General features: G+C 72.4%; 18 protein-coding genes. 11 read left to right on the top strand and 7 right to left on the bottom strand.

Annotated elements, in window-relative coordinates; translation table 11 throughout:
* The first annotated feature begins 349 nt into the window (after window positions 1–349).
* The 5 genes from ACN269_RS03125 to ACN269_RS03105 all read left to right on the top strand — a co-directional run bounded on the left by ACN269_RS03125 (window position 350) and on the right by ACN269_RS03105 (window position 5,641).
* Window positions 350–1,192, top strand: a complete 843-nt coding sequence (locus ACN269_RS03125; RefSeq protein ID WP_421470913.1) for an AfsR/SARP family transcriptional regulator — start codon at window positions 350–352, stop codon at window positions 1,190–1,192.
* A gap of 62 nt (window positions 1,193–1,254) precedes the next feature.
* Window positions 1,255–1,602 (top strand): TcmI family type II polyketide cyclase, encoded by a 348-nt coding sequence (locus ACN269_RS03120; protein WP_421470912.1) that lies wholly within the window; start codon window positions 1,255–1,257, stop codon window positions 1,600–1,602.
* 1 nt (window position 1,603) lies between these two features.
* Window positions 1,604–2,953 (top strand): FAD-dependent oxidoreductase, encoded by a 1,350-nt coding sequence (locus ACN269_RS03115; protein WP_421470911.1) that lies wholly within the window; start codon window positions 1,604–1,606, stop codon window positions 2,951–2,953.
* Window positions 2,954–3,192: 239 nt separating this feature from the next.
* Entirely contained in the window at window positions 3,193–4,227 is a 1,035-nt protein-coding gene (locus ACN269_RS03110; RefSeq protein ID WP_421470910.1) for a hypothetical protein, read from the top strand.
* A gap of 208 nt (window positions 4,228–4,435) precedes the next feature.
* Window positions 4,436–5,641 (top strand): low temperature requirement protein A, encoded by a 1,206-nt coding sequence (locus ACN269_RS03105; protein WP_421470909.1) that lies wholly within the window; start codon window positions 4,436–4,438, stop codon window positions 5,639–5,641.
* A 12-nt stretch (window positions 5,642–5,653) separates the two neighbouring features.
* On the opposite strand, the gene ACN269_RS03100 is transcribed toward ACN269_RS03105, so the two are convergent.
* Window positions 5,654–6,481: a hypothetical protein gene (locus ACN269_RS03100; RefSeq protein WP_421470908.1), complete on the bottom strand. Its 828-nt coding sequence runs from the start codon at window positions 6,479–6,481 to the stop codon at window positions 5,654–5,656.
* Window positions 6,482–6,713: 232 nt separating this feature from the next.
* On the opposite strand from ACN269_RS03100, the gene ACN269_RS03095 reads away from it, so the two are divergent.
* The 3 genes from ACN269_RS03095 to ACN269_RS03085 all read left to right on the top strand — a co-directional run bounded on the left by ACN269_RS03095 (window position 6,714) and on the right by ACN269_RS03085 (window position 14,226).
* Window positions 6,714–6,920: a hypothetical protein gene (locus ACN269_RS03095; RefSeq protein WP_421470907.1), complete on the top strand. Its 207-nt coding sequence runs from the start codon at window positions 6,714–6,716 to the stop codon at window positions 6,918–6,920.
* 347 nt (window positions 6,921–7,267) lie between these two features.
* Window positions 7,268–12,730: a carboxyl transferase domain-containing protein gene (locus ACN269_RS03090; RefSeq protein ID WP_421470906.1), complete on the top strand. Its 5,463-nt coding sequence runs from the start codon at window positions 7,268–7,270 to the stop codon at window positions 12,728–12,730.
* A 302-nt stretch (window positions 12,731–13,032) separates the two neighbouring features.
* A complete protein-coding gene (locus ACN269_RS03085; protein ID WP_421470905.1) occupies window positions 13,033–14,226 on the top strand; it encodes an endo-1,4-beta-xylanase in 1,194 nt (397 codons plus the stop codon).
* Window positions 14,227–14,285: 59 nt separating this feature from the next.
* On the opposite strand, the gene ACN269_RS03080 is transcribed toward ACN269_RS03085, so the two are convergent.
* The gene (locus tag ACN269_RS03080; protein ID WP_421470904.1) at window positions 14,286–16,349 is read right to left on the bottom strand and encodes a hypothetical protein; all 2,064 of its coding nucleotides are present in this window, start codon (window positions 16,347–16,349) and stop codon (window positions 14,286–14,288) included.
* The gene (locus ACN269_RS03075) at window positions 16,346–18,136 is read right to left on the bottom strand and encodes an HSP90 family protein (protein ID WP_421470903.1); all 1,791 of its coding nucleotides are present in this window, start codon (window positions 18,134–18,136) and stop codon (window positions 16,346–16,348) included. The genes ACN269_RS03080 and ACN269_RS03075 overlap by 4 nt, the downstream gene beginning before the upstream one ends.
* 123 nt (window positions 18,137–18,259) lie before the next feature.
* Here ACN269_RS03075 and ACN269_RS03070 point away from each other — a divergent pair, with 123 nt between their 5' ends.
* Both ACN269_RS03070 and ACN269_RS03065 read left to right on the top strand, forming a co-directional pair.
* Window positions 18,260–18,652, top strand: a complete 393-nt coding sequence (locus tag ACN269_RS03070; RefSeq protein WP_421470902.1) for a hypothetical protein — start codon at window positions 18,260–18,262, stop codon at window positions 18,650–18,652.
* Window positions 18,645–21,098, top strand: a complete 2,454-nt coding sequence (locus ACN269_RS03065) for a DUF4132 domain-containing protein (protein ID WP_421470901.1) — start codon at window positions 18,645–18,647, stop codon at window positions 21,096–21,098. Before ACN269_RS03070 ends, ACN269_RS03065 begins: the two co-directional genes overlap by 8 nt.
* Window positions 21,099–21,101: 3 nt before the next feature.
* Here the strand turns inward: ACN269_RS03065 and ACN269_RS03060 are convergent, their stop codons facing one another.
* Entirely contained in the window at window positions 21,102–21,305 is a 204-nt protein-coding gene (locus tag ACN269_RS03060) for a hypothetical protein (RefSeq protein ID WP_421470900.1), read from the bottom strand.
* 193 nt (window positions 21,306–21,498) lie between these two features.
* On the opposite strand from ACN269_RS03060, the gene ACN269_RS03055 reads away from it, so the two are divergent.
* On the top strand, window positions 21,499–21,771 hold the full coding sequence (locus ACN269_RS03055; RefSeq protein WP_421470899.1) for a GntR family transcriptional regulator: 273 nt from the start codon (window positions 21,499–21,501) through the stop codon (window positions 21,769–21,771).
* 24 nt (window positions 21,772–21,795) lie between these two features.
* On the opposite strand, the gene ACN269_RS03050 is transcribed toward ACN269_RS03055, so the two are convergent.
* The 3 genes from ACN269_RS03050 to ACN269_RS03040 form a co-directional block, all read right to left on the bottom strand.
* Window positions 21,796–22,779, bottom strand: coding sequence for a zinc-dependent alcohol dehydrogenase family protein (locus tag ACN269_RS03050; RefSeq protein WP_421470898.1), 984 nt, complete (start codon window positions 22,777–22,779; stop codon window positions 21,796–21,798).
* Between the two features lie 85 nt (window positions 22,780–22,864).
* A complete protein-coding gene (locus ACN269_RS03045) occupies window positions 22,865–23,482 on the bottom strand; it encodes a LutC/YkgG family protein (protein WP_421470897.1) in 618 nt (205 codons plus the stop codon).
* The gene (locus ACN269_RS03040) at window positions 23,464–24,885 is read right to left on the bottom strand and encodes a LutB/LldF family L-lactate oxidation iron-sulfur protein (RefSeq protein ID WP_421470896.1); all 1,422 of its coding nucleotides are present in this window, start codon (window positions 24,883–24,885) and stop codon (window positions 23,464–23,466) included. The genes ACN269_RS03045 and ACN269_RS03040 overlap by 19 nt, the downstream gene beginning before the upstream one ends.
* Between the last annotated feature and the right edge of the window lie 17 nt (window positions 24,886–24,902).

The raw sequence follows: 24,902 nt of genomic DNA, 5'->3' as shown, positions 1-24,902 counted from the left end.
CGTCACGGCGGCGTCACCGCGACGGGCCGGCCGAGGACGCCCAATGGTGACGCTGCGTTGACGCAACCTGTGTATGAGCTATGCGTCCCTTGTGCAGCCCGCCACAAAGGATCGACGTTTTACCAGTTCAGAACCGATTTCATGGGTGAGATGGGACCAATATGGGCGTTGACTCACCGTGACCGTAATTGATAATCTTCACGGTGGTCAGCCCGGCGGCTCCGGCGGGTGGTGCCGCGCCTGGACAGCCGTGGTCGGATTCCATCGACGGAGCCGACGGTGGTGACGCGGGCAGTCGATCCGGGACACAGCAGACAGTCGGGACGAGCGTTCCGCAGGGGGTGCCGCCGTGGCCGCTGATTCGTCCGTGCCGAGCGCCGCAGGTCCCGACCCGGGTGACCTCGCGCTGCACCTGCTCGGCGGCTTCCGCCTCCTGCACGCCACCGCGCACATCGTGGTGCCGCGCGGGCTGCAACGGGTCATCGCGCTGATCGGGCTGCGCCCCGGCGCCACCCGCAGCCAGCTCGCCGGCCTGCTCTGGCCCGACGTGTCCGAGGAGCGGGCGCTGTCGTCGCTGCGGACCGCGCTGTGGCGGCTGCGGCAGGACCCGTGCTGCCCGATGATCGTGGCCGGCGACACCGTCCGACTGGCCCCTGCCGTCCGCCTCGACGTGGACGACCTCGTCGGTACGGCCGCCCGGGTACGCAACGGCGACGACCCGCGGAGCACCGCCGGGGCGCTCGCCGCCGGCCGGCACGACCTGCTGCCCGGCTGGTACGACGACTGGGTGCTGCTGGACCGGGAGCGGCTGCGGCAACTGCGTCTGCACATGCTGGAGCAGGTGTCCGCCCAGCACCTCGCCGCCGGTCGGCACGGCGAGGCGTTGGAGGCGGCGTTGGAGGCGATGGCCGCCGAGCCGCTGCGCGAGACGCCGCACCGGCTGGTGGTGCGGATCCACCTCGCCGAGGGCAACGCCTTCGAGGCCGTGCACGCCTTCTACGTCTACCGCGACCTGCTGCGCCGCGAGCTGCGTCTCGAACCCAGCCCGGCGATGAGCGCCCTGCTCGACGACACGCTCGCCCCGATCCGGGCGGCCAGCCGTCCGCAGCCGCCGGCCGGGGCACCGACGCTCGGCCGTCACGGGCCGGGCGGCGCACGTGACGGTGACGTGACACAGCCTGCGGCACGGTGACCGCATCGAGCACGTGACCACCGGCCCGCGGGTCGGGATCGGCCACCGGCGGAAGGGGTCCCATGAGTCGTCTACTGATCGTCAGCCGGATCATCCCGGGCGCGGAGGGGCGGGTCGCCCAGATCTTCGCCGAGTCCGACGCCACCGAACTGCCCGGCCTCACCGGTGTCACGCACCGGTCCCTGTACGGATTGCACGACGTGTTCGTGCACCTCATCGAGACCTCGGACGTGAATCCGGGCGCCCTCGCCGCCGCCCGTAACCACCCGCTGTTCCAGCAGGTCAACGAGCGGCTCGCCGCGCACACCTCGCCGTACCTGTCGACCTGGCGCTCCCCCAAGGACGCCATCGCCGAGTGCTTCTACCGCTGGGACGCGGCCGACGCGGCGGCGCCTCACCCGGCCGGCTGACATGTCCACCACCGGACCGCACGTCCTGATCATCGGCGCCGGCACCGGCGGCCTGTGCCTGGCGCACGGGCTGCGCCGCGCCGGCATCAGCGTCGCCGTCTACGAGCGGCACCGGCACAGCGGCGAAGGGCTGCTCGGATACCGGGTGGGGATCGGTCCCACCGGCAGCCGGGCGCTGCGCGACTGCCTGCCACCGCAGTTGTTCGCCACGTTCCTGGCCACCTGCGCCCGGCCACCGAGCTACTTCAACGTCGTCACGCAGCGGCTGCACGAGACCGCGTCGTTCACGCTGCGGCCGGCCGTCGACCCCGTGCACACCGAACACTCGGTGGCCCGGATGGTGCTGCGCCAGGTGCTGTTGACCGGCCTGGCCGACGTGGTGCACTTCGACAAGACCTTCGTCCGGTACGAGCAGCACGACGACGGCACGGTCACCGCCCACTTTGCCGACGGAACCACCGCCACCGGCGACCTGCTGGTGGCGGCGGACGGCACACACTCGGCGGTACGCCGCCAGTACCTTCCGCACGCGGTGATCCGGGACGCCGGGACCATCAACATCGCCACGCGCGTCCCGCTGACCGCGCAGACCCGCAGCCTCGTGCCCGAGCGCGTCGGCAGGGGCATCTCGCTGATCTTCGGCGCCGGCGGCACGATGGGCGTGCTGCACGTGATGGAGTTCAAGTGGGACCCGGACGGGGCGATCAAGCCCGGCGTCGGCGACGACGACGCCGCCCTGCTGCGGGGCTGGTCCGGCCTGTCGGAGCACACCAGCGCCGACTACATCAACCTGATCATCTGGAGCACCGCCCGCCGGTTCCCGTCCGACGTCCTGCAACGCCGGGGTGAGGACCTGAAACGGGTCGCGCTGGACCTGACCCCCAACTGGCACCCACACCTGCGGGAACTGTTGCGGCTCAGCGATCCCGGCAGCGTCCTGCCGATCAGGGTGAGCACCTCCGAGCCGACGCCGCCCTGGAAGGCCAGCACCGTCACCCTGCTCGGCGACGCCATCCACACGATGACCCCCGGTCGCGGGGTGGGGGCGAACACCGCGCTGCGCGACGCGCGTCTGCTCTGCCAGCACCTCACCAGCGCCGCCGCCGGGGACAAGACGCTCGTGCAGGCCGTGGCGGACTACGAGGCCGCCATGGTGCCCTACGGCTTCGCGCGGGTCGCCGAATCGCTCAACCGCAGCGGCACCAACGGCGACGACCGGATGTACCGGCCGGTGGTGGGCCGTCTCGCCCTGCTCGGCGCACGCGGCTACTTCGGAGTGACCAGTCGGGTGCCCCCACTGCGTCGCCGTTTCGTCGACGACTTCCACACCTACGAGGGCGACGAGGACTGACCGCGGCACCAGCGACCCGGGTACGACGTGCACACGTCGTACCCGGGTCGCTTTCGTCTCCGGGGCTGGTGGACGGGCAGGTGGGCGCGACACTGCGTCACCCGTCGGGCACCCCGCGAGGTGGTGGTCGGCGGCACGCGCCGTACCGCCGGTCCTGTCTGTCGTCGTCCGAGCGCGTGTGCGAAGCTGCGGCGAGTTTTTTTCGTGACTTTCTCGACGAGGTGTGAGGGAGGTTCGCCGTGGAGTGGTCTATCGGACACTCGCTGATAGTGGTCGTGGCGGTGCTGCTGGGCCTGGCCGCCGGATGGTTGCTGCGCGGCCGGCAGGGCGCGGGGGCCACCCGGCCCATCGTGGACGGTGACCCGGTCGCCGGCCTGGCCGTGGTCAGCAACCCGGAGCCACCGGCCACGACCGACGAGGCCCGGCCGGCGGCGACCATCGACCCCGCTCCCGTTGCGGTCGCCGACGAACCGACCCCGGTGGACACGGTCAGCGCGCCGGCCACCGTGACCGCGTCTGACGATCCGGCGCCGAACGCCGTCGACCCCGGCGACATGGCCCTCACCGAAACCCCACCGGCCGTCGCGCCCGTCGAGCGGACCGACGCGGTCGACGAGCCGGAAAGGGTCGACGAGCAGCCGGCCCCGGCGACGGTGGTCGCCCCGCGCCAGCCGCTCGACGACAGCACCTCCGCATCGGACGAGCCCACCGCCGCAGACCCGATCGAGGCGGCACCGGCCGACACCACGCCAGCCGACACCACGCCAGCCGAGCAGGCCGACACCGACCCGACCGCCACCGACGCCACGCCGGCCGAGGCTGTCCCGGTCGAGGCTGTCCCGACCGCGCCGGTCGAGCAGGCCGACGCCGTTACCGCCGGGAGCGCGTACACCGGGACGACGCCGGCCGACACGACCCCGGCGGTCGCGGCCGGCCTGGCGGACGTCGACGAGGCCGAGCCGGCGCGGGCCACGCCGCCGGTCCGCGCGGCCGACGCCCCGCCGATCCCGGCGGCCACCGACCCGACGGGCCCGGCGGACGACTTCCGCCGGATCCAGGGTGTGGGGCCGAAGATGGCGGCCGCGTTGCAGGCGGCCGGCGTGCGCACCTACCGCCAGCTCGGCGAGCTGGACGAGCCGGCGCTGCGCGACCTGATCCGGGCCGCCGGTCTGCGCGCCGCGCCCGCGTTGGCCACCTGGCCGCAGCAGGCCCGGGTGCTGGCCGGCGCCGGCGACGAGGCGAGCGCCGTCCTGCCCGGCGGCGACCAGGGCTGACGCACCACCGGGAACCCCCGAACGTCCGCGCGGACGTTCGGGGGTTCGCTCGTTCCGGGCATTTCGACGGAGGCTGGGACGCGGTCGATCAACCGCCCGGTCGGGGGACGGTGGGACGAATCGTGCGCGGGCGGGGTCGGCCACTGGCTAGCGTCGGTCGAGGTGGGCCGGACGGTCCCCCGAGTCGACCGGCACCGCAGGAGCGAGCGTGCACTTCTCCGCGCCGGAGCCCGGGCCGGGCCGGACGCGGCCACCGGTACGCGACCCGGACTCCCCCCGCCGGGTGACGCTGCTCGAACTCTTCTTCGACCTGGTGTACGTGGTCGCGCTCGCGCTCATCTCGCGCGGAATGGTCGAACAGCTCGACTGGCACCGCGCCGGGCAGGCGTTGATCCTGCTGGCCGCCGTCTGGTGGACGTGGGCGATCACCACCCTCGTCACCGACCTGTACGACCCGGAACGCACCGAGATCAAGCTGCTGATCGCCGCGGTCATGTTCGGCGCGCTGCTGATGACCACCGCGATTCCGGAGGCGTTCAACGCGCGCGGCATCGTCTTCGCCGGCACGTACGTGGCCATCCATCTCGGGCGCGGTCTGTTCCTGATGCCGGCCGTGCGTCGCCAACCACAGACCCAGCGTCGGGCGTTGCGCATCTTCACCTGGTTCGCCGTCTCGGCGATCCCCTGGATCATCGGCGCGTTCGTCGCCGGTGACGCCCGGCTGGCGTGCTGGGCCATCGCGCTGGCCATCGACTACACCGGCTTCCGGCTCGCGTACCCGGTGCCGGGGCTCGGGGTGGTCCCGGAGCCGCAGCGCAACGTCACGGCCGAGCACCTCTCCGAGCGGTACCAGCAGTTCTTCATCATCGCGCTCGGCGACGCCATCCTGACCATCGGCACCATGTTCAAGCTGGCGCACACCGAGGCCCAGACCATCGCCTCGTTCACGGTGGCGTTCATGACCACCCTGCTGCTCTGGCGGATCTACGTCCACAAGTCCGGCCAGCTGTTGCCGACGGCCATCAAGATGTCCGGGGCGCCGGCCAAGTTCCTGTTCACCGCCCCGTACACCCACCTGCTGATGATCGCCGGGGTGGTGACCACGGCCGCCGGGTTCGACCTGGTGCTGCACGAGCACCCGGGTCGTACGCCGCCGGCCTGGGTGGCGGTGATCCTCGGCGGCCCGGCGTTGTTCCTGCTCGGCCGCTCCTCGTTCGAGTACGAGGTGTTCAGTCGGGTGTCACCGTCCCGCCCCGGCGGGCTCCTCGCGTTGCTGACGATCGCGCCCGCGGCGATGTACCTGCCACCGCTGGCCACCTCGTTCGGCGCGCTGTTGGTGCTGGCCGGGGTCGCCTACGCGGACCACCGCCGCAGCCGCGGCAAACCGCCGGAGTCCCCCGCGCCGCCGCACTGACGCGGTGGTGGGTCACACCAGCGCGCCCGCGTACCCCCGGGCCCGTAGCCGCTGGCCTGCGGTGTGGCCGAGGCGCACCTGAAGGCCCAGCGGGACGGCGGCCCGGCGTACGTCGTCGACGTGCAGCGAGCCGTGCCGGTCGACGGTCAGCACCGGCGGCTCCTCCAGCTCGCCGACCGGCGCGTGGAAGGAGAGCAGGGTCACCGAGGTGGTGAGGTAGCCCGGGTAGGCGGCGCGGGCCACCGCCTCGTCCGGGTGGGCGAGCACCACCAGGTCACGCAGGTGGGCGAAGTCGGCAGCGAGCGCACCGGCCTTCCAGTGGGCCGGCTCGTCGGCGGCCCCGGTGTGGTGCCGGGACCGGTTCGCCGACGTGATGTAGAGGTGGTCGGTGCCGGTCTCGGCGAGCGCCCGCTCGAAGAACGTGTTGGACGGGCAGGTGAGGCCGGGAGCGATGACCTGGGCGGTCCGTAGTCCGCTGTCGACCTGCGTGAGGTGGTCGGGCAACCGGTCTGCGGCCGGACCCCGGAAGCCGAACGGTCCGGCCCCGTAGAGGGCGTCCATCAGGGCCCGCACCCGGCCGACCGGCAGCCGGGGCGAGATGCGGGACCAGTCGAACATCCCCGGGATACGTCCGATCGCGGTGGTGATGCTGCCGACCTGGTCGACGGCCCGACCCTTGGCGAGGTTCACCCGCCGTACGGTGGCCGGATCCGGGCGGGCGACGAGGGCGTAGACGTTGGCGAACGCCACCGCGACGACCGCGCCTCCGGCGAGCGCGCGGGCGGCGACCGCGACGTCCTGGGGGCGGTCGACGTAGAGCGGTGGTGTCGGGACGTCCATGGGTCCTCCTCGGCGGGCCGTCAGGCAGTTCTACGTCCGATGCCCCGCGCGGCGGCCGGGTCGGTCGGCGATCCGATAGCCGCACGGGGACACGTCGTGCGGACGGCCGATGTCGGCATCGGCCGGACGGACGATGCGGCGGGGGTACGACGCGCGCGCCGTTAGCGGCGCGACGCGATTGGGTACAACGCGTGCACCTCAGCTCCACCACAAATTCCTTCAGGAGGCAGCGATGCGCGGCAGTTCGATACTCGGAGTCATCGTCGTGATCTGGCTGGTGATCGGCGCGGTCGCCGCCGGCCAGCGGGGCTACTACAGCGGCGACGACACCAACTGCGCCGAGGCGGGCACGATCCTGGTCACGATCGTGGCCGGACCGCTGAACTACATCGGAGCCAACCCCAAGATCGACTGCAAGCTGCCCGAGCCGTCCAAGTAGGACGGGGACACCTCGCCCGGCCCGCGCCCGTTCAGGGCGCGGGCCGTTTCGCTGCCCGGGGTCGACCGGGGCGGCGATGCCGGCGCTGGCGTGGTCGGCGCCCAGGATGGGCGCAATGGGATGAAGCAGCCGAAAGATGATGTCGGGGCGTTCATCGCGAAGAGGGGACATCTATCCGGCACTCGGCGGCTGACAGCCAAAAAGTTTTGTGGGGTCCCTACAATTCAGCGGCGGTTGGTTCGGCCGTTGCACCATGGCGCCGTCCGCTCCGAGCCGGAAAAGTGATCACTGCCGGGAGCCGTCGTGTCTCGGCACGTACATCATGGTCTACCAAAGGGGTCAGTCGGGTGTTCAACCGTGTCGCCATCGTCAACCGTGGTGAGGCTGCCATGCGGCTCATCCACGCGGTCCGGGAGCTGGCCGCGGAGACGGGCAGCCGGATCGAGACGGTCGCCCTCCACACCGACGTCGACCGCACGGCCACCTTCGTGCGTGAGGCCGACATCGCCTACGACCTCGGGCCGGCGTCGGCCCGTCCGTACCTGAACCTCGCGACACTCGAGCGCGCCCTGACCGAGACCGGCGCCGACGCCGCGTGGGTCGGCTGGGGTTTCGTCGCCGAGGATCCGGCCTTCGCGGAGCTGTGCGAGAAGATCGGGGTCACCTTCGTCGGACCGAGCCCGGAGGCCATGCGCCAGCTCGGCGACAAGATCGGCGCGAAGCTGATCGCCGAGGAGGTCGGCGTGCCGGTCGCGCCGTGGAGCCGCGGCGCCGTCGAGAGCCTGGAGGCCGCGACGGCGGCAGCGGCCGAGATCGGCTACCCGCTGATGCTCAAGGCGACGGCGGGCGGCGGCGGGCGCGGCATCCGCGTGGTCACCAGCGACGCCGAACTCGCCGACGCGTACGAGCGCACCAGCCAGGAGGCGGCGCGGGCCTTCGGCAGCGGCATCGTGTTCCTGGAGCGCCTGGTCACCGGCGCCCGGCACGTCGAGGTCCAGGTGATCGCCGACGGCCAGGGCACGGCGTGGGCGCTTGGCGTACGGGACTGCTCGGTGCAGCGGCGCAACCAGAAGGTCATCGAGGAGTCCGCCTCGCCGGTGCTCGACAAGGCGCAGGCCGCCGAGCTGAAGACGTCGGCGGAGCGGCTCGCCGTGGCGGTCGGCTACCGGGGCGCGGCGACCGTCGAGTTCCTCTACCACCCCGGCGACCGGCTGTTCGCGTTCCTGGAGGTCAACACCCGCCTCCAGGTCGAGCACCCGATCACCGAGCTGACCACCGGGTTCGACCTGGTCAAGGCGCAGCTGCACGTCGCGTCGGGCGGCCGGCTGGTGGGTGACCCGCCGGTCGAGCGCGGGCACGCCATCGAGGCCCGACTCAACGCCGAGGACCCCGACCGCGACTTCGCGCCGTCGCCGGGGCGGATCGCGCGGCTCGACCTGCCGGCCGGGCCGGGCATCCGGGTGGACACCGGCGTCAGCGAGGGCGACACCATCCCGGCCGACTTCGACTCGATGATCGCGAAGATCATCGCGTACGGGCGGAACCGGGACGAGGCGCTGGGCAAGCTGCGGCGGGCGATGGCCGACACCACCGTGATCATCGACGGCGGCGCGACGAACAAGAGCTTCGTGCTCGAGCTGCTCGACCAGCCGGAGGTCATCGACGCCAGCGCCGACACCGGCTGGATCGACCGGGTCCGGGGCCAGGGCCGGCTCGTCACGCACCGGCACTCCGCGGTCGCCCTGGCCGCCGCCGCGATCGAGTCGTACGAGGAGGAGGAGCGCGCCGAGCGTCAGCGGCTGCTGTCGACCGCCGCCGGTGGGCGTCCGCAGGTGCAGCACGCCAGCGGCCGACCGCTGGACCTCAAGCTGCGGGGCGTCACCTACCGGCTGCGCGTGGCACGGATCGGCGCGCACCGGTTCCGGGTGGGCATCGAGGTGGGCGGCGACGTCCGCACGGCCGACGTCGAGCTGGACCGCTTCGACCGGCACACCGGTCAGATCGCCGTCAACGGCGTCCGGTACCGCCTGCTCACGGGCACCCACGGCCCGACCCACCTGGTCGAGGTGGACGGTGTGACGCACCGGGTCAGCCGCGACGAGGGTGGCGTCCTGCGCTCCCCCATGCCCGCGCTGGTCGTCGCCACCCCGCTGGAGGTGGGCGCCGAGGTCGAGGCGGGCGCGCCGGTGCTGGTGCTGGAGGCCATGAAGATGGAGACGGTGCTGCGCGCGCCGTTCAAGGCCCGGCTCAAGGAGTGCGCCGTCTCGGTGGGCAGCCAGGTGGAGGCCGGTGCGCCGCTGCTGCGGCTGGAGCCGGTCGCCGACGAGGCCTCCGACACCGCGGCCGCTCCGAGTGGCCCCACCGTCGAGCTGGACCTGCCCGCCGCCGACCCCGGCCGGTCGGCGTACGAGCGCAGCCGGCGCGGTCAGGAGGACCTGCGCGGCCTGCTGCTCGGCTTCGACGTCGACCCGCACGACGACCGTCGGGTGCTCGACGACTATCTCGTCGTACGCCGGTTGGCGGCCGAGGACGGGCACCGGCCGCTGGCCGCCGAGGTGGACCTCGTCGACGTGTTCGCCGACCTGGCCGAGCTGAGCCGCAACCGGCCGACCGGCGAGGACGGCGGGGCGCACGCCCGCAGCGACCGGGAGTACCTGCACACCTACCTGCAGAGCCTCGACGTGGAGCGGGCCGGGCTGCCGGACGCCTTCCAGGCCAAGCTCGCCAAGGCGCTCGGCCACTACGGCGTGACCGACCTGGAGCGCTCCCCCGGCCTGGAAGCCGCCGTGTTCCGGATCTTCCTGGCCCAGCAGCGCGCGTCCGTCGACGCCACCGTCGTGGCGTCACTGCTGCGCGAGTGGCTGCGCGAGACGCCGCCGGACGAGTCGCTGCGCGAGCCTGCCGGTCTGGCGTTGGAGCGGCTGGTGGCCGCGACGCAGGTGCGTTTCCCCGCCATCGCCGACCTGGCCCGGGGTGTGGTGTTCGCCTGGTTCGCGCAGCCGCTGCTGCGCCGCAACCGCGCCCGCGTCTACGCGCAGGTGCGGGCCCACCTGCGACACCTGGACGCCCACCCGGACTCGCCCGACCGCGCCGAGCGCGTCGCCGAGATGGTCCGTAGCACCGAGCCGCTGGTCCGGCTGCTGGGCCAGCGCCTCGTGCGGCACCACCTCGACAACACGGTCATGCTGGAGGTGCTCACCCGCCGCTACTACGGCAACAAGGCGCTGACCCGGGTGCGGACCAGCGACGTCGCCGACTGCACCTTCGTGGTCGCCGAGCGCGCGGACTCCAGTGTGGTCTCCGCGGCCGTACGCTTCGACGGGCTGGGCGACGCGCTGCGCGGGCTCGCCGAGCTGGCCGGCGCCGAGGACTCCGTCGACGCCGACATCTACCTCGGCTGGGAGAACCAGCCGGAGGACTTCGACACGATGGCCGCCGCGCTGCGCGACGTGCTCGCCGCCCACCCGCTGCCGCCGCAGGTCCGTCGGCTCACCGCCACCGTCGCGGGTCGCGGCGGGGCGGTCATGCACCACCACTTCACCTTCCGCCCGTCGGAGGCGGGGATGGTCGAGGACCGGCTGATCCGCGGTCTGCACCCGTACATCGCGCAGCGGATGCAGTTGGAGCGGCTGCACAAGTTCGACCTGACTCGGCTGCCGTCGGCGGACGAGGAGGTCTACCTCTTCCAGTGCGTGGCGCGGGAGAACCCGGCCGACGAGCGCCTGGTGGCGTTCGCCCAGGTCCGTGACCTGACCGAGCTGCGCGAGCAGGACGGTCGGCTGGTGGCGCTGCCCACCGCCGAGGACGCGGTGGCGGCCTGCCTCGACTCGATCCGCCGGGCCCAGTCGCGCCGGCCGTCGAAGACGCGCTTCACCACCAACCGGATCGTCATCTACGTGTGGCCGCCGAGTGAGCTGACCCGCGAGGAGATGGAGATGATCGCCGGGCGGGTGCGCCCGACGACGGTGGGCGCCGGCCTGGAGGAGATCCTGTTCATCGCGCGGCAGCGCGACCGCCGCACCGGCGAGCTGACCAAGATCGCCGTACGGATCTCGTTCGACGCCCAGGGCGGCGCGGAGCTGACCGTGGGCGAGCCGCCGGCCGAGCCGGTCGAGCCGCTGGACGAGTACCGGCTCAAGGTGCTGCGGGCCAGCAGCCGCAACACGGTGTACCCGTACGAGCTGACCGGTCGGCTCGGTGAGTTCGTCGAGCACGACCTCGACGACGCGTACGCGCTGGTGCCGGTGGACCGGCCGAAGGGGCGCAACCGCGCCGCCATCGTCGCCGGTGTCGTCACCGCCACCACCGCGCGGCACCCGCAGGGCGTGACCCGGGTCGTGCTGCTCGGCGACCCGACCAAGTCGTTGGGGGCGCTGTCCGAGCCGGAGTGCCGGCGGGTGATCGCCGCGCTGGACCTGGCCGAGCGGATGCGGGTGCCGGTGGAGTGGTGGGCACTGTCCGCCGGGGCCAGGATCTCGATGACCTCGGGTACGGAGAACATGGACTGGGTCGCGGCGGCGCTCAAGCGCATCGTCGAGTTCACCCAGGCCGGCGGTGAGATCAACATCGTGGTCGCGGGCATCAACGTGGGCGCGCAGCCGTACTGGAACGCCGAGGCCACGATGCTCATGCACACCAAGGGCGTCCTGGTGATGACCCCGGACTCGGCGATGGTGCTCACCGGCAAGCAGTCGTTGGACTTCTCCGGCGGCGTCTCCGCCGAGGACAACTTCGGCATCGGCGGGTACGACCGGGTGATGGGCCCGAACGGGCAGGCGCAGTACTGGGCGCCGAACCTGACCGCCGCGCGGGACGTGCTGATGGCCCACTACGACCACACGTACGTCGCGCCCGGCGAGGACGCTCCGCGGCGGGTGACCACCACCGACCCGGTGGACCGGGACATCTCGGAGTTCCCGCACGACGTGGCGGGCAGCCCGTTCCGCACGGTGGGCGAGATCTTCTCCGCCGAGGCCAACCCGGACCGCAAGAAGCCGTTCGACATCCGGACGGTGCTGCGGGCCCTCGCCGACCAGGACCGCCCGGTGCTGGAGCGGTGGGCGGGCATGGCCGACGCCGACACGGCCGTCGTGCAGGACGCCCACCTGGGCGGCATCCCGGTGTGCCTGCTCGGTATCGAGTCCCGGTCGGTGCCGCGTCGGGGCTTCCCGCCCACCGACGGCCCGGACACCTACACGGCGGGGACGCTGTTCCCCCGCTCGTCGAAGAAGGCCGCGCGGGCCATCAACGCGGCCAGTGGCAACCGGCCGCTGGTCGTGCTGGCCAACCTGTCCGGCTTCGACGGCTCGCCCGAGTCGATGCGCAAGCTGCAACTGGAGTACGGCGCGGAGATCGGCCGGGCGATCGTCAACTTCCAGGGTCCGATCGTGTTCTGCGTGATCTCGCGGTACCACGGCGGCGCGTTCGTGGTGTTCTCGAAGGCGCTGAACCCGAGCATGACGGTGCTCGCGTTGGAGGGGTCGTTCGCCTCGGTGCTGGGTGGCGCTCCCGCCGCGGCGGTGGTGTTCTCCGCCGACGTCAACGCCCGCACGGCCGCCGACGAGCGGGTACGCGCCCTGGAGGCCCGCGTCGCCGCCGCGTCCGGCACCGAACGCGCCGCGTTGACGGCCGAGCTCGACGAGCTGCGGTCGTCGGTGCGGGCGGAGAAGCTCGGCGAGGTGGCTACCGAGTTCGACCGGGTGCACAACATCCAGCGGGCCGTCGAGGTCGGCTCGGTGGACGCCGTCATCCGCGCCGCGGAGCTGCGCCCGCGCGTCATCGAGGCGATCGAGGCGCGGCTGAACTCCTGATCCGCCGCCCACCCGCATCGTGGGGACGGCGCCGACTGATCGAGTCGGTGCCGTCCCCACTGTCGTTGGTGGGCCGGCCGCGCCGCTCAGCGGCGAAACTTTCATCCGATGACTATCCACAGTCGCGCAGCTCACCGGACTCTTTTCCGGAAGTTTTCAGAGTTGACGAGGCCCATAGACGGCCATAATGTTTCGAACGAGTTTCCGGTCCTTCGAAGCCACGCCCCCGCGCCCTTTCGTCCCGGGCCGCACCCTTCCTTCAAAGATCGACACTTGTCGATCATCAATCGAGAGGTAGGCAGATGAAGCCAAGACGGTGGATCAGCGCCGGCGTCGTCGCCGTCGCGACCGCTGCGGCGTTGAACGCGCTTCCGGCCACCGCGAGCCGGCCGTACGACCCGACCGCCCAGACGCTCGCGGCCCTCGGCCAGCGCCACGGCCTGAAGATCGGCACCGCGGTCAACGCGGACGCCCTCAACGACGCCACCGACCCGCGCTACCGCCAGCTCGCCGCCTCGGAGTTCTCCTCGGTCACCGCCGAGAACGCGATGAAGTGGGAGAGCCTGGAGCCGACCCGGGGCACCTACGACTGGACGGCCGCCGACCAGCTCATCCAGTTCGCCCAGCGCAACCACCAGAGCGTCCGGGGCCACGTGCTGGTCTGGCACAACCAACTGCCGGCCTGGCTCACCAGCGGCGTCGCCGACGGCACCATCAGCAAGGCGGAGCTGCGCGAGCTGCTGCGCAAGCACATCACCGCCGTCGTGAGCCGCTACAAGGGCAAGATCTGGCAGTGGGACGTCGTCAACGAGGCGGTCAGCGACCCCTGGGACACCCCGTCGACGCTGCACTACAAGGGCTTCTGGGCGCAGAACCTGGGCCCGGACTACATCGCCGACGCGTTCCGCTGGGCCCGCGCCGCCGACCCGAAGGCGCTGCTGTTCTACAACGACTACAACATCGAGGCGTTCGGCTCGGGCAACCCGGCCGACGACAAGACGCAGTTCGTCTACGACATGGCCAAGGGGCTGCGCGCCAAGGGCGTACCGATCGACGGCGTCGGCTCGCAGGGCCACCTGGGCACCCAGTACGGCAACTTTGACACCCTGCAGGTGACCGCCGCCCTCAAGCGCTTCTCCGCGCTCGGTCTGGCCACCGCGTTCACCGAGGTCGACGTCCGTAGCCAGATGACCGCTGGCGTCCAGGCCGGCAACTCCGAGGAGATCAACCCCCGGTTGCAGGCGTCGGCCGCCAACTTCAGCGTGCTGATGAAGGCCTGCCTCGCCGTACGCGACTGCCTGTCGTACACCGTCTGGGGTTTCAGCGACAAGTACTCGTGGGTGCCGGACTGGTTCAACGACCCGCCCGAGGGCCTGGCCACCATCTACGACGAGAACTACCAGCCCAAGCGGGCGTACCAGGAACTGAAGTCGGATCTGATCTTCGCCGGCCCGCCGTACGTCCTGCCGCGCGTCGCACCTCGGCCGCACCGCTGAACCGGCACGGGTCGTGCGGGGTCCACCCTCCCCGCACGGCCCGTGTCAACGCCGGCCCGTCAGTCCTCGTCGTCGTCCGGTTCGAGGTCCTGCTCGTAGTAGTCGAGGTCCTCCGCGTCCATGTCCTGCGCCGCCAACGCCTTCTCGGCCTCGGCGGCGCGGCCCTGCGCCCGCAGCGCAAACGCCAGCACGGCGGTGGCCTCGTACCCGTGCTCGTCGGGGTCCTCGGCCAGCACCTCCCGGGCCTCCGCCTCGGCCCGGGCCGGCTCGCCCAGCCGCAGCCGCAACCGCGCCCGGTGCAGCCGGGCCGAGCGACGCTCGTCCGCCAGCTCGTCGCCGTCGAACCGGGTGACGGCCGCGTCGAGCCGGTCGAGCGCCTCGGCGGTCCGGCCGGCGCGGTGCAGCACCTGCGCGGCGGCCACCTGGTCCCTGCCCGTCAGCTCGGCGGAGGTGGACTCCGCTGCCGCACCGAGGGCGTCGACGCGCGCCAGCACCGCCCAGGCGACGTCGCCCGGCGGCTGGTTGGCGAGCCGACCCAACGCCTTGCGCAGCACCCGCAGCTCGCCGTCGGCGTCACCGTTGGCCCGGCGCCGGTCGGCGGCCGTGACCAGGTAGCTGACTCCCTCCGTACCGTGCAGCAGGTCGGCGGCGTCCTCCAGGACGGCCTCCAGCGGTGGTAGCCCGTCGGGCAGGTCCCCGGCCCGGATCAGCTCGGCCAGCACCACCTGCGCGGCGTCGCGGTGGTGGTAGCGCTGGCGGTACAACTCCCACAGCAGGTGGCGGCAGCGGACCGCGTCGTCGCGCAGACCGGCCCGGTCCAGGCTGCGGACCGCCTCCTCGGCGGCCTCGATCGCGTCCTCCGGTCGGCCCGCGTTGCGCAGGGTGTGCGCCACGTCCAGCCGGGCCCGCGCGGCGCCGGCCTGGTCGCCCGCCGCGGTGAGCGCGGCGACCCGTTCGACGAGCGCGGCCAGCGCCGGGTCGGCGCCCCGCTCGGACGTGGTGACCCGACCGGCGAGGACGGTGAGCGGTACGTGCTGCGCCACCGGCGTCGCCGCCATGCGCGCCTCGACTCGCTCGCTCTGGTGCCGGTTGCCGTTGCGGGTGTCGAACCGGGCGGCGATGGCGCGGGCCTGCGCGGCCAGCTCGTCGTGGACCTCGGCGACCGTCGCCCCCCAGCGGCGGGTGCCGTCGTCCGAGCGGCGGGGCAGCGTCAGGTTGGCGTGACCCGCCGCGCGCAGCCGGCCGAGCACCAGCGCGGCGGAGGCGGCGAACTCCATCGCCGCGTACGGCGACGACGGGCGCTCCAGCCAGCTCAGGTGCCGCTCGAGAAGCTCCAGACCCCGCGCCTCGTTGCCGGTCAGCCCGCAGAACAGCACGTGCTGGGCGAGGTCGTCGAGGTGGTGACGATCGTCGCGGATGCGTCGGTAGCCGTCCCGGTGCGCCTCGACGGCCTCGTCGAACCGGCCCGTGCGCAGGTACGGCGTGAGCAGCTCGCTGAGCATCCACTGTGGCTGTTCGGAGCAGCCGCCGCGCTTGTACGGCTCGCCGATGGTGATGGCCTCGTCGAACCTGCCGAGCGACGTGAGGTGCCGGACCTGCCCGGACGGTACGCACGCCTGGCAGTCGGAGAGCGAGTCCCGCTTGGCGGTGACCATCCGGTCGTACGCCTCCTGGGCGGCCGCCATGTCCCCGACGTGGTGCGCCACCAGCCAGCGGTGCTGGTGGACGGCGTGCAGGCTGTGCCCGGCGAGCTGGTAGCGGCGCTGCATGTCGTCGAGCACCGCCATGGTGCGTTCCAGCGGGATCTCCGGGAACTGGGGCAACGCCCAGACGATCCACTTGAAGTCCCAGAGCAGCGAGCGGGCGTGGTGCGGGTGGGCCACCTCCGGCTGACGGTCGAACGTCGCCAGGCACCAGGAGAAGGCGAGGAACGCCCGGGTCGGATCACCGCCGTGGTGGAAGTCGCTGATCGCGTTCATCCGGGCCGAGAAGGCGAACGGCACGTCGCCGGCCGCGTCGGCGTGCCGGAAGACCGCGTCCAGCGCCGCGAACCGGGCCGGGCCGCGCGGCAGCGCGTACGCCTGGTGGAGCCGTTCCTGTAGCTCCTGCGCCGAGGTGGTCATCGGGTTCCCTCCATGGCGCGGGCGAGCAGACCGAGGAACGACTGGTTCAGGGCGGCCGTGTCGGCGGGCCGCAGCGGCTGGTGGCCCAGCAGCAGCGCCTGCACGTACAGGCCCTCGATCGCGAGCGTGGTCAGCTCGTCGTCACCGGTGGCGATGGCCTGCCGGACGAGGGGGTTGCGGTGGTTGAACACGAGTTGCGGTCGTTCGTCGCGGCCCTGGGTGAAGGTGCCGAGGATCGACGACCACAGCTCGTCGGCCTGCTGCTGCCCCTGACGCAGATCCACCGCCAGGGCGGTGTCCCCGTCGAGCAGGTGCAGCGCCGGCATGCTGGCCGGCTCGAAGGCACGCACCAGCACCTGCACGCCGAGCCGGTCGAGGGTCCGTTGCGCCAGCACGAGGAAGGGCCGCACGGCCAGCTCGACGTCCGGGTCGAGCGGTTCCAGCCGGGTCGCCAGGTCGCCCGCGGTGAGGATCTCGGTGACGACGCCACCGTCCACGTCGGGCAGTCGACGCATCAGCTCGGCGTCGTAGACGTAGCCCGCGTTGACCACGGCGATCCCCTGGGCGGCGGCGACGGCGGCGAGCTGCCGGAACTCGTCCACCGACGGCGTGTACCGCACCACGCCGTACCGTTCCCGGAAGTCGGCGAGCGTCAGCGGACCCATGTTCGTCTCGAACGGCCACCACTGCTCCACCAGGCGCAGCATCTCGTCGTCGTGCACCGCCAGGGCCTTGACGCCCAGGTGGTGCACCCGCAGGAAGGCCTGGAGGCGACGTGGGTCGGTGCGTCCGAGCCGGGTCATCCAGCCGCGCAGGGTGTCACCGAGCGCGTCGCGGACCTCGTCGAGCAGCGCGTCCTCGTAGAGCGCCTCCCGACTCGCGGTCGGGCGCAACTCGGTGGTGTCGACCACGCACCGGACGAAGAAGGCCCACTCGGGCAGCAGCCGTTCGATGTCCTCGGAGAGGAGCATCTGCTTGAGATACACCCGGTGGGCCACCCGCGACGTCGGGTTGGCCGGCATGGGCAGCACGAACGCCACCCCGCGCAGGCCCGCCGCGGGCACCGCCAGGTCGATCACGTCGAAGGGCGGAAAACCGAAGACCTCCTCGGCGTACGCGTCGAGGCGCTCCCGCCGTGCGGCCGCCGGTTCGGCCGGGTCGTTCTCCCAGGGGGCGCGGCCGCCGGTGATGGCCTCCTGGTCGACGTGGACGCCGATCGGCAGCAGCGACCCGTACAGCGAGGCGATCTCGACGACGGCGTCCCGGCGCAGCCAGTGCTCGGCACCGCGCCGGGGCACCAGGGTCACGGTGGTGCCCTGCTCGGGGCGTTCCCGCTCGGCCGGGGCGACGTGCAGCTCGTAGCGTCCGTCGCCGTAGCCGATCCACTCGATCGTCGGCGCGTCGGCGGCCCGGGTGGACACCCGGATCTCGTCGGCGACCAGGAAGCAGGAGAGCAGCCCGATACCGAACTGGCCGAGGAACTCGTGCCGGGCGAACCCCAGGTCGTCCCGCTTGGAGCTGCGGCCGATCGTGGCGAGCAGCTCGTGCACCTGCGCCTCGGTCAGACCCACGCCGGTGTCCTCGACGCGCAGCGTACCGTCCCCGGTGGACTCCGGCGGGTAGATGCGGATCGCCCCGACCGCATCGGGGTCGCCCACCCGACGGGCCGTGATCGCGTCGACCGCGTTCTGCATCAGCTCGCGGACATAGACGCGCGGGCTGGCGTACAGGTGGTGACTGAGCAGGTCGACGATGCCGCGCAGGTCGACGTGGAAGGTGTAGCTCACAACCGCCCTCTCCCATGATCCGGTCGGCTGCACACTAGCGGCTGACCTGACGCGCTGGGGGGCACGTTTTCGTCGGACGGTCGTGCCATGCTGCCGCTCACCTGAGGGCGAGGAGCACAACGCATGGTCACGGTGATCGTTCGGGACGAGACGGCAACCGGCAGGGCCGTCGACAGTTGGCCGTTGCCGGGCCTGCCGGAGCGCATCTCCGCCCGGGAGCTGGTCCGGCTGCGGGTCCGCGAGGAGGTGGCGCGGTTCAACGCCGCGCGGCCGCGGCACTTCCGGGGCCTGGTGCAGCCGACCGACACGGAGGCCACGCTGAACGGCTACCGGGTCGCCCCGGGCCGGCGGCTCGACTGGGAGGCCCAGGCGGACAAGGCCTGCGCCGCGTTCGCCCACAACGGTTTCCTGCTGCTGGTAGACGACCACCAGATCGACGACCTCGACGAGGAGATCGACCTGCGGACCGACCCCGCCGTGGCGTTCGTCCGGCTCGTCGCCTTGGTGGGTGGCTGACGTGGCTGACTGGACGGCGCTGCTCCCCCGCCTCAGCGACGCGGACCGGCGGCAGGTGGAGACCGGTCTCGCCGAGGCCGACGAACGGATCCGCGCGGTGCTGCGCATCGCCAGCGCAGGCTACTGGGGGTCGTCGGTGACGAGCGTGCCCGAGTGGTCCACCGTGGACTCTTGGTCGGCCGAGGAGCGCCGCCGGGCCGCCCTGGCCATGCACCGGGAGTCGGCATCCGCCTCGACTCCGACCGCGCTGAACGACGTGGTCCGTGCTCTCGCCACCGACGATGCCCCCTTCACCTGGGCGGACCTGCTCTGGTGCCTGCACGTCGCCGCCGAGGGCCACTGCTTCGACAATGGCGCCCACCTGGAACTGCCCGCGATGATCGCGCCGCGCCTGACGGCCGCCGAGCTGACCGACCTGGTGCCGGCGCTGCGCGCCCTGAGCAGCAAGCTGGTCGACGACTACTACCTCGCGGCGGCACCCCGACGACGCGCCGTCACGATGTTCGGCCATGCCATCGACCGCGCCACCGGCAGCCGCCTGCCGTCGTCGCTGCTGCACCACGGCGACACCTTCGGGCCCGTCGTCCGCGCCGACCTGGACGCCGACCTCGCCGCAACCGGCGTTCCGGAGCTGCTGCAACACTGCGCCGCGCTGAACAAGCCGGCGGCCACCGCGAAGTGGCTGCGCCGCCTCGACGAACTCCTCGCCGCCGCACCCGGCGGCCGGCAGGTCGTCCGCCGGCTCCTCGACGCGTTCACCGCCCACGGGCGGACCGTGCACGACGACACGGACCGCCTCCTGCGCGGGCTGGTCTGGGCGCTGTCCCGCGAGGGCGACGAACGGGCGACCGAGCTGCTGGCCCGGGCCACCACGAGCGCGGCGTCCGCACCCCGCCAGGCCGCCGGCTTCCCGTACGCCTCGCGGACGGCGATCGCGGCGGTACCACTCCTGGCCGAGCGCGACGGTGACGTGCCGCTGCGTACGCTGGCCCGCCTCGCCGTGACGGTCCGCAACAAGGCGGTGCGCAGCCGGGTCCAGGCCGCGCTGACCCAGCTCGGGGCGCGGCGCGGGTGGTCGCTCGGCGAGGTCATGGAGTTGGCCGTCGACGACCACGGGCTCGGGCCGGACGGGCGGCTGTGCCGGGCGGTCGGCCCGTACCAGGCGACGGTCGAGATCGTGGGCGAGCGGGCGCGGCTGGCGTTCGCCCGCGACGGGGTCGCCCTCAAGAGCGTTCCGGCGCAGGTGAAGCAGTCCCACGCGGACGACCTCGCCGACCTGCGGGGCCTGGTCAAGCAGATCGGTGCGACGCTGGTCAGCGAGCGCCAGCGGGTGGAGGGGCTGCTGTCCGAGGAGCGCGTCTGGTCGTACCCGGACTGGTCGTCGCGCCTGCTCGACCACCCGGTCACCGCGACCTACGCGCGGCGACTGCTCTGGGAGACCAGCGCCGACGGCCGGCGCTGGAGCGCCGGTCTGCCCCAGCGCGACGGCGACGGGTGGACGCTCGTCGACCGGGACGGCCATGCCCTCGACCACGGGACGGTCCGGTTGTGGCATCCGGTCCGCGCGAGCACGGCCGAGGTGCTCGCCTGGCGCGCGCACCTGGTCGCCGCCGGCCTGGCGCAGCCGTTCAAGCAGGCGTTCCGGGAGGTCTACCTGCGCACACCGGCTGAGGAGAAGACGGAGACCTACTCCAACCGGTTCGCCGCGCACATCCTGCGCTACCGGCAGGCCAACGCCCTGCTGCGGGCCCGCGGCTGGCAGGCCGGCTACCTGGGCACGTGGGACGGCGGGTACGACAGCGAAGCCACCAAGGTCTTCGGCGGCGGCGCGTGGCGGGCGTCCTTCCACCACGAGCTCGTCGACGACCCGGAGGAGCGCCGCTACGACGTCGAGTACTGCTCGACCGACCAGGTGCGCTTCGCCCGGCTGGACGGCACGACGTGGCATCCGGCGCCGATGATCGACGTGCCGCCGCTGGTGTTCAGCGAGGCCATGCGCGACGTGGACCTGTTCGTCGGCGTCACCTCGATCGCCACCGACCCGCAGTGGGCCGACCGTGGCGAGGACCGCTTCGCCGCCTACTGGCACCGCACGGCGGTGGCCGAGCTGACCCCGTCCGGGCTGGTACGCCGGGACGCGCTCGCCCGGCTGCTGCCCCGGATGGCCATCGCCGACCGGGTCGACCTCGCCGAGCGGTACCTGCGGGTACGGGGCAACCTGCGCGCGTACCGCATCCACCTCGGATCGGGCAACATCATGATGGAGCCCGACGACAGGTATTTGTGCATCGTCGCCGCGCGCAGCCAGACCGGCCGCCTGCACCTGCCGTTCGACGACGACCCCATGCTCGCCACGATCCTGTCCAAGGCGATCATGCTGGCCGCCGACGACCGCATCACCGACCCCACCGTCCTGAGCCAACTCCGACCCTACGAGAACAGATAGGGATCAGCGCTTCTGGAACATCACGGCTGCGAGCTCTGCTGTCAGTGCGATCGCCCAATCAAGCTGCGGACAGTCGTCGCGGCCTCTGCATTCCAGGCAACCACCCACCCGCCACGGCTGGACGAGCGCCCGGGTCCAGTGCGCGTCGAGTAACCGCTTCGCCATGAACAGCTCGGTCGCCCTGGACACCGGTTCGTCGATCGGCACGGTGAGCACCTTCCCAACGATCTGTGGGGTCCCGCCTGAGGGCGTTGTGCCCCTCAGGCGGGCGTACGGCCAGGACCCAGGAGTTTGCCGAAACCAGGGAACCCGACCCAGGAACCAACCTTTTCCAACTTGTAGGAGTAGGTCAAGCCAGGATCATTGGCAGATCATGAAACTTGTTGGAACAGGTCCTTCCGTGATCGAATTGGAGCGCCGAAACCAGGGGACCCACGGAGATCGACTCATGCCGACCGAGCGAGTGGACTACCGGCGCATTGCCAACGAGATCGCCGAGAAGATCAAGTCCGGGGAGCTTGCGCCGGGCGAGAAGCTACCGTCCACGCGGGAACTGGCCGAACAGCACGGCGTGCACATTTCCACGATCAACCGCGTCATGACAATCCTCAAAGACCGCGGATTGGTCGAGGGACATCCCGGTAAGGGTGTCTACGTGGCCGAGGCTGGCTAACCCCGAGTAGCAAGCACGGCCAACTCAGGGCACGTCGATGACGATCTTGCCGGTGCTGGTGCCGGCCTCCACGACGGCGTGGGCGTCCGCGACGGTGTCCAGCGTGAACCGCCGGGGGTCGACGATCGGCCGCAGCGCCCCGGCGTCGGCGAGGGCGCTGGCCTCGCGCAGGATCTCGCCGTGCGCCTCGCGCCCCTGACCGGTCAACAGTGGCAACAGGGTGAAGACGCCGGAGTAGGTGGCGCCCCGGAACGACAGCGGCGCGAGGCTGTGCGTACCCCAACCGAGCGCGCTCACGACGTGGCCGGTGTAGGTGCGTACGGCGGTGAAGGACTTGTCCAGGGTGGCCCCGCCGACGGTGTCGAAGACGACGTCGAAGCCCTCGCCGCCGGTGTGCGCGGCCACGTAGTCCACGACCTCGGTGGCGTTGTAGTCGATCGGGGTCGCGCCGAGTCGGGCGATGGTCTCCAGGTTCCGGGGTGAACCGGTGGCGAAGACCTCCGCGCCCCGGGCCCTGGCGATCTGGATGGCGGCCTGCCCGACGCCGCCGGCCCCGCCGTGCACCAGCACCCGCTGGCCCGCCCGCACCTGTGCCCGGTGCACCAGCGCCTCCCAACTGGTGATGACGGCCAGCGGCAGCGCCGCCGCCTCGCGCAGGCTCAACGACGCCGCCGTGCGGGCCAGCAGCCGGGCGTCGACGGCCGCGTACTCGGCGAGCGACCCCTGAACGTCACCGACTCCGCCGGTGAGCCCGTACACCTCGTCACCCTCGGCGAAGCCGACGACGCCCGGGCCGACCTCCGCCACGACTCCCGCCAGGTCCAGGCCGAGGACGACGGGCGGATGGTTTCGGGCGTGCGGGGCCTTACCCTCGCGGATCTTGGCGTCCAGGGGGTTGACACCACTGGCCGCGACCCGGACGAGCACCTGCCCCGGGCCGGGGACCGGCGTGTCGACCTCCTGGACGACGAGCGGACCCCCGAATTCGCTGAGCACTACCGCGCGCATGGCGCTCCCTCGCAGTCGTCGTACCTGATGCCTCCAACGATGCCTATCCGGGGGCGTCCATGACGGGTCATCGAGAAAAGCTGGGTCAGGGCAGCAGGAGGATGTGCAGGCGGCGTGGACCGTGCACGCCCTCCACGCGGATCAGCTCGATGTCGCTGGTGGCCGACGGCCCGCTGATCCAGGTCAGCGGGCGCTGCGGCGTCAGCCGCGCGATGGCCTCGGGCACGGTGGCCACCACCTGGTCGGCGCGGACCACGCAGACGTGCAGGTCCGGCAGCAGGCTGAGCACACGGCGTCCCTGGTCGGGTGAGCCGTCGAGGACGACGGTCCCGGTCTGGGCGATGGCGACGGCCGCGGCGGTGACGACGCCGTCCGCCGCGCCGATCCGCCCGTGGTCGAGGCCGTCGTCCGGCAGCGCGGTCACCGTCGGGGGCAGCCAGGCCGGTGCCAGCCCCGGGGGTACGACGACCGTGCCGCCCGCCGGCACGATGCCGGCGATCGTGTCGGCGACGCCCACCTCCGTGACCCGGTGCACGTGCGCCCGGTAGTCGGTCAGCCGCTGCGCCAACTGGTCGAGGTCCGCGTCGGCGGCCCGGCGATAGTCGCGCGGCACCGGCACCGGATCGGCGGGACTACCGGCGGCGAGCGCGGCGCGCAGCCGGCCGAGGACGAGATCGCGGGAGGTCACCGATCGGCCCACCATTCGCGGAACGTCTGCGCTGGCGGCTCGGGCAGGTCGCGGCTGGCGGTCCAGCCGTTCAGCGGCGAGGGCAGGCCCCGGCCCCGCCGACCGGCGAGCCGGCTCAGCCGGGCGGCGCCCTGCCCGGCCGCGTACAGCCGGGGTCGGTCCATCGTGTACGCGGCGGCGGCCATGGCGATCGACTCGGCGGTGGGCCGCTGCCGCGACTCGACGGCCTCGGCGCGCAGGTGCACCAACAGCTCCGGGATGTTGATTTTCACCGGGCACGCGTCGTAGCAGGCCCCGCAGAGCGTCGACGCGTACGGCAGGGACGCATTGTCCTCGATGCCGGTGAGCTGCGGCGACAGCACCGCCCCGATGGGCCCGGGATACACCGACCCGTACGCGTGCCCGCCGGCGCGCTCGTAGACCGGGCACACGTTGAGGCAGGCCGAGCAGCGGATGCACCGCAACGCCTGCCGGCCCACCTCGTCGGCGAGCACCGCGCTGCGCCCGTTGTCGAGCAGCACCAGGTGGAACGCCTGCGGCCCGTCGCCCGGGGTGACGCCCGTCCACATCGAGGTGTACGGGTTCATCCGCTCCCCCGTCGACGCCCGTGGCAGGAGTTGGAGGAAGACCTCCAGGTCACGCCAGGTGGGCACTACCTTCTCCACGCCCATCACGGTGATGAGGGTCTGCGGCAGGGTGAGACACATCCGACCGTTCCCCTCGGACTCCACCACCGCCAGGGTGCCGGTCTCGGCGACGGCGAAGTTCGCGCCGGAGATCGCCACCGGCGTACTCAGGAAGGTGTGGCGCAGGAACCGGCGCGCGGCGGCCGCCAGGGCCGTCGGGTCGTCCGTGAGCGCGGGGTCGACGCCGGGCATCTCACGCAGGAAGATCTCGCGGATCTCGGCGCGGTTGCGGTGGATCGCGGGTACCAGGATGTGGCTCGGCCGGTCGTCGCCGAGCTGCACGATCAGCTCCGCGAGGTCGGTCTCGACGGCGGTGATCCCGGCCGCCTCCAGGGCTTCGTTGAGGCCGATCTCCTGGGTCGCCATCGACTTGACCTTGATGACGCGGTCCTCGCCGGTCGCCGTGACGAGGTCGGTGACGATGCGGTTGGCCTCGATCGCGTCCGCCGCCCAGTGCACCACACCGCCGGCCGCCGCGACCTTCGTCTCGAGTTGTTCGAGCAGCTCGGGCAGGCGGTGCAGGGTGTCGGCCTTGATGGCCGCGCCGGCCGCGCGCAGCTGCTCCCAGTCCGTCTGCTCGGCGATCACCGAACCGGACTTGGTGCGAATCGTGGTCGTCGCGTGCCGCAGGTTCCGCCGCAGTTGCGGGTCGGCCAGGCTGCGCCGCGCGGCGGCCGGGAACGGCTCGTCGCCGCGCAGGTGCCCCACCCCGCCCGGGGCGGTCGCCGGCATGCCGAGGAACGTCCTGC

Origin of the sequence: Micromonospora sp. WMMD736 (assembly GCF_049179015.1) — a bacterium.
Lineage (GTDB): Bacteria > Actinomycetota > Actinomycetes > Mycobacteriales > Micromonosporaceae > Micromonospora.
Note: the sequence above shows the minus strand (reverse complement) of the source record. Positions and strands in the feature narration are given on the sequence as shown.